Annotated in this window: 10 protein-coding genes; 6 read left to right on the top strand and 4 right to left on the bottom strand. The window is 64.0% G+C overall.

Translation table 11 applies throughout. The annotated features are described in order from the left end of the window. A partial coding sequence (locus EN745_RS25985) for a PDZ domain-containing protein (protein ID WP_127422591.1) occupies window positions 1-265 on the top strand: 265 nt, incomplete at its 5' end. 39 nt (window positions 266-304) lie between these two features. After that, window positions 305-1,615 (top strand): replication-associated recombination protein A, encoded by a 1,311-nt coding sequence (locus tag EN745_RS25990; RefSeq protein WP_126054451.1) that lies wholly within the window; start codon window positions 305-307, stop codon window positions 1,613-1,615. 39 nt (window positions 1,616-1,654) lie between these two features. Here EN745_RS25990 and EN745_RS25995 read toward each other — a convergent pair whose 3' ends face one another. From EN745_RS25995 to EN745_RS26010, 4 genes are all read right to left on the bottom strand, one after another. Further along, entirely contained in the window at window positions 1,655-2,080 is a 426-nt protein-coding gene (locus tag EN745_RS25995) for an HIT family protein (protein WP_127422592.1), read from the bottom strand. A gap of 109 nt (window positions 2,081-2,189) precedes the next feature. Further along, window positions 2,190-3,404, bottom strand: coding sequence for a GNAT family N-acetyltransferase (locus EN745_RS26000; protein WP_127422593.1), 1,215 nt, complete (start codon window positions 3,402-3,404; stop codon window positions 2,190-2,192). A gap of 41 nt (window positions 3,405-3,445) precedes the next feature. Further along, on the bottom strand, window positions 3,446-4,174 hold the full coding sequence (locus EN745_RS26005; protein ID WP_126054454.1) for a glycerophosphodiester phosphodiesterase: 729 nt from the start codon (window positions 4,172-4,174) through the stop codon (window positions 3,446-3,448). 14 nt (window positions 4,175-4,188) lie between these two features. Continuing rightward, window positions 4,189-4,653, bottom strand: coding sequence for a RidA family protein (locus EN745_RS26010; RefSeq protein ID WP_127422594.1), 465 nt, complete (start codon window positions 4,651-4,653; stop codon window positions 4,189-4,191). Window positions 4,654-4,791: 138 nt separating this feature from the next. Here EN745_RS26010 and EN745_RS26015 point away from each other — a divergent pair, with 138 nt between their 5' ends. The 4 genes from EN745_RS26015 to rpsB all read left to right on the top strand — a co-directional run. Beyond that, window positions 4,792-5,622 carry a cell envelope integrity EipB family protein gene (locus EN745_RS26015; RefSeq protein ID WP_126054456.1) on the top strand — a complete coding sequence of 277 codons (831 nt, stop codon included), beginning with the start codon at window positions 4,792-4,794 and terminating at the stop codon, window positions 5,620-5,622. 58 nt (window positions 5,623-5,680) lie between these two features. Beyond that, window positions 5,681-5,959 carry a DUF4031 domain-containing protein gene (locus EN745_RS26020; protein ID WP_126054457.1) on the top strand — a complete coding sequence of 93 codons (279 nt, stop codon included), beginning with the start codon at window positions 5,681-5,683 and terminating at the stop codon, window positions 5,957-5,959. Next, a complete protein-coding gene (locus EN745_RS26025) occupies window positions 5,956-6,567 on the top strand; it encodes a LysE family translocator (RefSeq protein ID WP_127422595.1) in 612 nt (203 codons plus the stop codon). Before EN745_RS26020 ends, EN745_RS26025 begins: the two co-directional genes overlap by 4 nt. Before the next feature lie 177 nt (window positions 6,568-6,744). Continuing rightward, the coding region (gene rpsB, locus EN745_RS26030) for a 30S ribosomal protein S2 (RefSeq protein WP_127422596.1) at window positions 6,745-6,957 on the top strand (213 nt) is incomplete at its 3' end.

A 6,957-nucleotide genomic window follows, 5' to 3' on the forward strand; every position in this document is an offset into this window, starting at 1 on the left:
CGCCAAGGTCGCGGAACTGTCGCCAAGGCTTGCCCAGAAGCTCGGCCTGCGCACCGACCTCAAGGGCGTCACCGTAGTAGATATCAACCGCGATTCGCCGGCGGCCGATTTCGGCTTTCAGCCGGGCGACATTGTGCGGGAGGTGAACGGCACGACCATAGACACGGCGGCGACGCTGGCGCAAATAGCCCAGCAGGACACGCGCTGGTGGCGCTTTACCGTCGAGCGCGGCGGGCAGATACTGCGCCAGGTGTTGCGTTATTGAGGCGATCCAAGGGATCGCCCTCCAGCTTCGAAGACGTTCATGGCCGATCTGTTCAGCGTCGATGAACCGGAAAAGGCGCCGCCCGGCCGGCCGCTGGCCGACCGGCTGCGCCCGAAAAACCTCGGCGAGGTGGTCGGCCAGGAGCATCTGACCGGTCCCGATGGCGCGCTGACCAGGCTGATCGATTCCGGCTCTCTCGGCTCGATGATCTTCTGGGGGCCGCCCGGCACCGGCAAGACCACGGTTGCGCGGTTGCTTGCCGGCGAGACCAAGCTCGCCTTCGAGCAGATATCGGCGGTGTTTTCGGGCGTGGCCGACCTGAAGAAGGTGTTCGAGGCGGCCAAGCTGCGCCGCGCCAACGGCCGCCAGACCCTGCTCTTCGTCGATGAGATCCATCGCTTCAACCGTGCCCAGCAGGACGGCTTTTTGCCGGTGATGGAAGACGGCACCGTCGTGCTGGTCGGCGCCACCACGGAAAACCCATCCTTCGAGCTGAACGCGGCGTTGCTGTCGCGGGCGCGTGTGCTGGTGTTCCGTTCACTCGGCGAGGACAGCATCGCCAAGCTTCTGGCACGCGCCGAGGATGCCGAGGGCAGGGCGCTGCCACTCGACGACGAGGCGCGCGCCATGCTCGTCCGCATGAGCGACGGCGACGGCCGCGCCTCGCTGACGCTCGCCGAAGAAGTGTGGCGCGCCGCCAAGTCCGGCGAGGTGTTCGGCCCGGAGGGTCTGCAGCGCATCATCCAGCGCCGCGCGCCGATCTACGACAAGGGCCAGGACGGCCACTACAATCTGATCTCGGCGCTGCACAAATCGGTGCGCGGCTCCGACCCGGACGCCGCCCTCTACTATCTCGCCCGCATGTTCGACGCCGGCGAGGATCCGCTCTATCTTGGCCGTCGGCTGGTGCGCATGGCGGTGGAGGATATCGGGCTGGCCGACCCGCAGGCGCTGGTCATCGCCAATGCCGCGAAGGACGCCTATGACTATCTTGGTTCGCCCGAGGGCGAGCTCGCCTTCGCCGAGGCCGCCGTCTATCTCGCCACCGCGCCGAAATCCAACGCCGTCTACACCGCCTTCAAGGCGGCGACGCAAGCGGCCAAGGAGTACGGCTCGCTGCTGCCGCCCAAGCACATCCTCAACGCGCCGACCAAGCTGATGAAGGAAGAGGACTACGGCGCCGGCTACCGCTACGACCACGACGAGCCCGATGCCTTTTCCGGCCAGGACTATTTCCCGGAAAAGATGGGCCGGCGCACCTTCTACGATCCGCCTGAGCGCGGCTTCGAGCGCGATATCAGGAAACGGCTGGACTATTGGGCCAAGCTGCGCGGCGAGCGGGAAAGGTAGGGTGCTTCTCGCGCCTGCCGTTTGCCGCGGTCCGTGCCCTCAGCCGGCAAGCGCCGCGCGGATCTTGCCCGCGTTTTCCGCCAGCACCTCGGGCTTTTCCATCTGTCCGCTGTGCGGCTTCAAGGGGATGCCCTCGAAGCGCGGAATGACATGGACATGGAGGTGGTAGACGGTCTGGCCCGAAGCCGGCTCGTTGAACTGCAGGATGGTGACGCCGTCGGCGCCGAAAGCTTTCTTGACCGCCCGTGCCAGCTTCTGAACGCCAATGAAGAGCGGCCCGAGCGTTGCCGTGTCGGCGTCGAGCAGATTGCGCGATGGCGCCTTCGGCACCACCAGCGTGTGGCCCGTTCCTTGCGGCATCACGTCCATGAAGGCGATGACCGTATCGTCTTCATAGACACGGTGCGAGGGGATTTCGCCGCGCAGGATCTTCGCGAAGATGTTGCCGGAATCGTAGTCAGCCATGGCGGGCGCTCCTGATCAAGGATGTCCTGCATCGTGTAGCGAAGCCGTCATGGCGCGGCAAGGCAGGTCACCCGAGATCGATTATGCCTGCCTCGACAAGGGCGAGGGGCTACTCGGCCAGATCCTTGCGGAATGGCGTGTGGTCCTCGAGATATTCGCCCATCCGCTCGACCTCACGGCGCTCGCGGCGCAGATAATCGGCCACCGCGTTGCGCAGGCCGGGATGCGCGATGTAGTGCGCCGAGTGCATGGTTACCGGGCGGTAGCCCCGCGCCAGCTTGTGCTCGCCCTGTGCGCCGGCTTCCACGACCTTCAGCTTGCGTTCGATAGCGAAGTCGATCGCCTGGTGATAGCAGACCTCGAAATGCAGGAAGGGATGGTTCTCGATGCAGCCCCAGTTGCGCCCGTAGAGCGCATCGGAGCCGATGAAGTTGATGGCGCCGGCGATGTAGCGGCCGTTGCGCCTGGCCATCACCAGCAGGATGTCGTCGGCCATGCGCTCGCCGATCAGCGAGAAGAACTGGCGGTTCAGATAGGGCCGGCCCCATTTCCGGCCGCCGGTGTCCATGTAGAAGGCAAAGAAGTCGTCCCAGACCCTTTCGGTCAGGTCCTTGCCGGTCAGCCAGTCGATCGAGATGCCGTCGGCAAGTGCCTCGCGCCGCTCCTTCTTCATCGCCTTGCGCTTGCGGGAAGCAAGCCTGGCCAGGAAGTCGTCATAGCTCGAAAAGCCTTCATTGAAGAAATGGAACTGCTGGTCGGTGCGGTGCAGGAAGCCGGCCGCCTCCAGCGTGACGACATCGCTTTCCGAGGCGAAGGTGACGTGAGCGGAGGACACGCCGAGCTTGTCGGTCACCATCTTCAGGCCAGCCGCGAGGCCGGCCTTCACCGCGCTGTCATCCTCGCCCTTGCTGACCAGCAGGCGAGGGCCGGTGACGGGAGTGAACGGCACGGCACTTTGCAGCTTCGGATAGTAGCGGCCACCGGCGCGTTCGAACGCATCCGACCAGCCGTGGTCGAAAACATATTCGCCTTGGCTGTGCGATTTGAGATAGCAGGGCACGGCGCCCAGCAGCTTGCCCTGCGCCGTCTCCAGCCGCAGGTGGTGGCCCTGCCAGCCGGTGCGGCGCACGGCGCAGCCGGACTCTTCAAGCGCGCTCAGAAAAGCGAATGAAACGAGAGGGTTGTAGCCGTTTTCCTTGTCACCGCGCGTGGTCCCGGCAAAGCCGTTCCACTCATCGCAGGTGAAGGCGCCGATACCGGAGGCGACGCGGATCGAAAACTCCGCATTCGCCATCTGTCCATCATCGTCATCACCCTGATCCATGAGGCTTATTTAAGCTCCATACGGGGCTGCGCAAGCCTGGATCACGCCACCTTTACGAGGTCGGGTTCGAAACCTTCGAAGGTCATCTGGTCGGCATATTTGAAGGTGAGGTCGACCGCCGGCTGGTCATGCACGGTCCAGGTGATGACCGGCATTTTCAGCCGCTGGCGCACGAAGCTGACGAAGGGGTTGGGCAGGTCGCCGGCAGCATAGGAGGTGAAAGCGATGTCATGCGCCAGCATGGCGAAATGCGCCTCGATCAACTGGTTGTCCTTGCCGTAGGCGGTAAGCCCGCCGGGAATGCCGGGCGCGTCCTTCGGAAAATCGCGGATCAGCCAATGGTCGAACGACATGATCGCCGCCTTGCCCTTGTAGCGATTGAGCATCTTGCCGACGCTCGCCACAAGGCCCTGGTCGTAGCCCGGCGTGCCCTTCAGCTCGACCACCAGCGGCACGCGGCCGTCGATCAGGTCGAGCGCCTGCTGCAGCGTCGGCACATGATCGGCCGTGCCGCCGACCTTGAGCGCCGAGAGCTCCGCCGCCGTGCGCTGCCAGACGAAGCCGTCCTCACCGGTCAGCCGCTTGAGGTCGCCATCATGGATGATGACGGGAACGCGGTCCGAGGAGAGATGCACGTCGCATTCGATCGCGTAGCCGCGCTCGGCGGCGGCCGCGAAGGCCGACAGCGTGTTCTCCCAGCGCGCCTTGTTCATGTCGTGGAAGCCGCGATGCGCGACAGGGCGTGCGGTCAGCCAGGAAAGGTCGGTCATGATATCGGTCCGGCTCATTCGACTTCGAAGATCGCTTCGATCTCCACCGCCGCGTTAAGCGGCAGCGAGGCGGTGCCGACGGCGGAGCGGGCGTGCTTGCCGCGCTCGCCGAGCGCGGCGACCAGAAAATCGGAAGCGCCGTTGGCGACCAGATGCTGCTCGACAAAGTCGGGCGCCGAGGCGACGAAGACGGTGATCTTGACCAGGCGCCGGACCTTCCCGAGATCGCCGAGCGCTGCCTTGGCCTGCGCCAGAATGTTGATGGCGCAGTATTTTGCGGCTTCCTTGCCAGTCGCCGTATCGACGTCGCGGCCGAGTAGGCCGCTCGCCTGCAGCTTGCCGTCCTTGAGCGGCAACTGCCCCGCCGTGAACAGCAGATTGCCGGTCCGGCAATAGGGCACATAGTTGGCGGCCGGCGCGGCGGCAGCCGGAATTGTGACGCCGAGATCGCTTAGCCGCTTTTCGATTGTTTCACCCATCGTATTTCCCTATTGCTTGAAGACGCCGCGCGAGCCGGGCCGAAATTGCTATTTTTGCCTCGCTTCCGCCATGACTTTTTTTAAGCTGGACCATCTTTCCCTGCGGCCTGCCATCAGCCGCGACGATCGGAGCACCATATGCGCGCAAAGCGCCTAGCATTCCCTGCCGTTCTTGTGCCAGCGCTGTTCCTGGTGGCTCCCGCCTTTGCCGTTCCGGCGCTGCAGGCGCACCGCGCGGTCTACGACCTGACCCTCAACAAGGCATCCGACCGCTCCGGCATAACCGGCATTTCGGGCCGCATGGTCTACGAATTCAATGGCTCGCCCTGCGAGGGCTACACGGTAAAGTTCCGCTTCGTCACCCAGATCGTCACCAACGACAATACGCGTCTGACCGATCAACAGACGACCACTTTCGAGGATGCCGAGGGCAAGACCTTCTCCTTCGTCACCAAATCCTTCGTCGACCAGAATCTCGACAAGGAGGTCAAGGGCATGGCGACCAGGGAGCCCAAGGGCCTCAAGGTCGACATCGACAAGCCCGAGAAGAACAGCCTGGAGCTCGCCGCCACCCAGTTCCCGACCCAGCATCTGGTGGAACTGATCGGCAAGGCCGAGAAGGGCGAAAGCTTCTATGAAACCAACCTTTTCGACGGGTCGGAAGACGCCAACAAGGTGATGACCACGACGGTCGTCGTCGGCAAGAAGACCGACGCCGACAAGACCGACCCGGAAGCGCCGGCGCTGGCCAAGCTCGCCGCCGACAAATACTGGCCGGTCGACATCGCCTATTTCGACGACACCGACAAGAGCGGCGAGGAGGTCCCGGAGTACCGGATCAGCTTCAAGCTGCACGAAAACGGCATCACCCGCGATCTCGTCATGGACTATGGCGACTTCTCGATGACCGGCAAGCTGGTCAACCTGTCGCTGTTCGACCAGGCGAAACCCTGTCCTGCATCGAAATAGTCCAAAGGCAAATCGTCTCGCAGGGCCGTCGGCGCTGAAGAGGGGAGCGGCAGGCCTGATGGCGATCTATGTCGATGCGGCGATCTGGAAATGGGCCGGCCACCGCTGGTGCCATTTGATGGCCGACGACACCGATGAACTGCATCGCTTTGCCACCGAACTCGGCCTCAAGCGCTCGTCCTACCAGGGGCCGCCCAAGACATCGGCGCCGCATTATGACATAACCGGCTTCGAGCGCGACCGGGCGGTGCGGCTGGGCGCGATCGAGTGCAGCCGCGAGGAGATTGTTGCGATCTTCCGCCGTGTGCGGGTTCCTAACGGGAAGATAAGGCCATGACGCTCACGGCATTTCTGGCTTACTGCGCCGCGATCACGCTTGCCGCCGCTACGCCCGGCGCGGCAATGTTCGCGGTCATCACCAACGGCGTCTCGCGTGGCTTCGTCCGCGCCTTCATGGCCGGTGTCGGCATTGCCGCCGGCGATGCGGTGCTGGTGATCCTGGCGCTGCTCGGCCTGGTGGCGCTGGCACAGACTTTCGAATGGGTGTTCCTCGCCCTGAAATATGCGGGCGCTGCCTATCTGGTGTTCCTCGGCATCCGGATGTGGCGCTCGGCCAACGCCCGTGCGGATACGGCGCAGGCATCCCAGGCGAGGCTCTCACGCTCGTTTTTCCTCGGCGCCTCCATAGCGCTCGGCAATCCCAAGGCAATCCTGTTCCACGCCTCGATCATGCCGCTGATCCTCGATCTCGACACCATGACCTTCGCCGATGGGCTGCTGGTGATAGCGGTCGTCATCAGCGTCAACATTGGCACCATGGGCGTCTACGCGGCGCTCGCCGGGCGGGCCTCCGGCTGGTTCAGGACGCCGGGGCGCATGCGCCTGATGAACAGGTTTGCCGGCGGCGCCATGATCGGCACCGGTGCGCTGATCGTCGCACGCTGATCGGCAAGGAGCAGGGGCGCTTGCGTTTGTCGCGCATCCCCTCTATATGCGCGTTCATTCCACACACGGACTTTGGTGTCTGCCCGGGAGAAATCCGGCTGAAACCTCCGGTGGCGTTCAAGGACCTCGGTCCGAAAATGCCTGTGTCCGTGGAGGCCAACCGGAAAGGAACTAAGAATGGCTCTGCCTGATTTCAGCATGCGCCAGCTTTTGGAAGCTGGCATTCACTTCGGCCACCAGACCCACCGCTGGAACCCGAAGATGGCGCCCTACATCTACGGCGCCCGCAACAACATCCACATCATCGACCTGTCGCAGACGGTGCCGCTGCTGCACCAGGCGCTCAAGCAGGTGTCGGACACCGTCGCCAAGGGCGGCCGCGTGCTGTTC

Source organism: Mesorhizobium sp. M4A.F.Ca.ET.022.05.2.1, assembly GCF_003998845.1.
In the GTDB taxonomy this organism is placed as follows: domain Bacteria; phylum Pseudomonadota; class Alphaproteobacteria; order Rhizobiales; family Rhizobiaceae; genus Mesorhizobium.

What these genes read in the sequence shown, in the direction of transcription:
- EN745_RS25990 (WP_126054451.1), top strand. Translation starts at nt 305, where the DNA reads ATGGCCGATCTGTTCAGCGTCGATGAACCGGAAAAGGCGCCGCCCGGC.
- EN745_RS25995 (WP_127422592.1), bottom strand. Translation starts at nt 2,080, where the DNA reads ATGGCTGACTACGATTCCGGCAACATCTTCGCGAAGATCCTGCGCGGC.
- EN745_RS26000 (WP_127422593.1), bottom strand. Translation starts at nt 3,404, where the DNA reads ATGGATCAGGGTGATGACGATGATGGACAGATGGCGAATGCGGAGTTT.
- EN745_RS26005 (WP_126054454.1), bottom strand. Translation starts at nt 4,174, where the DNA reads ATGACCGACCTTTCCTGGCTGACCGCACGCCCTGTCGCGCATCGCGGC.
- EN745_RS26010 (WP_127422594.1), bottom strand. Translation starts at nt 4,653, where the DNA reads ATGGGTGAAACAATCGAAAAGCGGCTAAGCGATCTCGGCGTCACAATT.
- EN745_RS26015 (WP_126054456.1), top strand. Translation starts at nt 4,792, where the DNA reads ATGCGCGCAAAGCGCCTAGCATTCCCTGCCGTTCTTGTGCCAGCGCTG.
- EN745_RS26020 (WP_126054457.1), top strand. Translation starts at nt 5,681, where the DNA reads ATGGCGATCTATGTCGATGCGGCGATCTGGAAATGGGCCGGCCACCGC.
- EN745_RS26025 (WP_127422595.1), top strand. Translation starts at nt 5,956, where the DNA reads ATGACGCTCACGGCATTTCTGGCTTACTGCGCCGCGATCACGCTTGCC.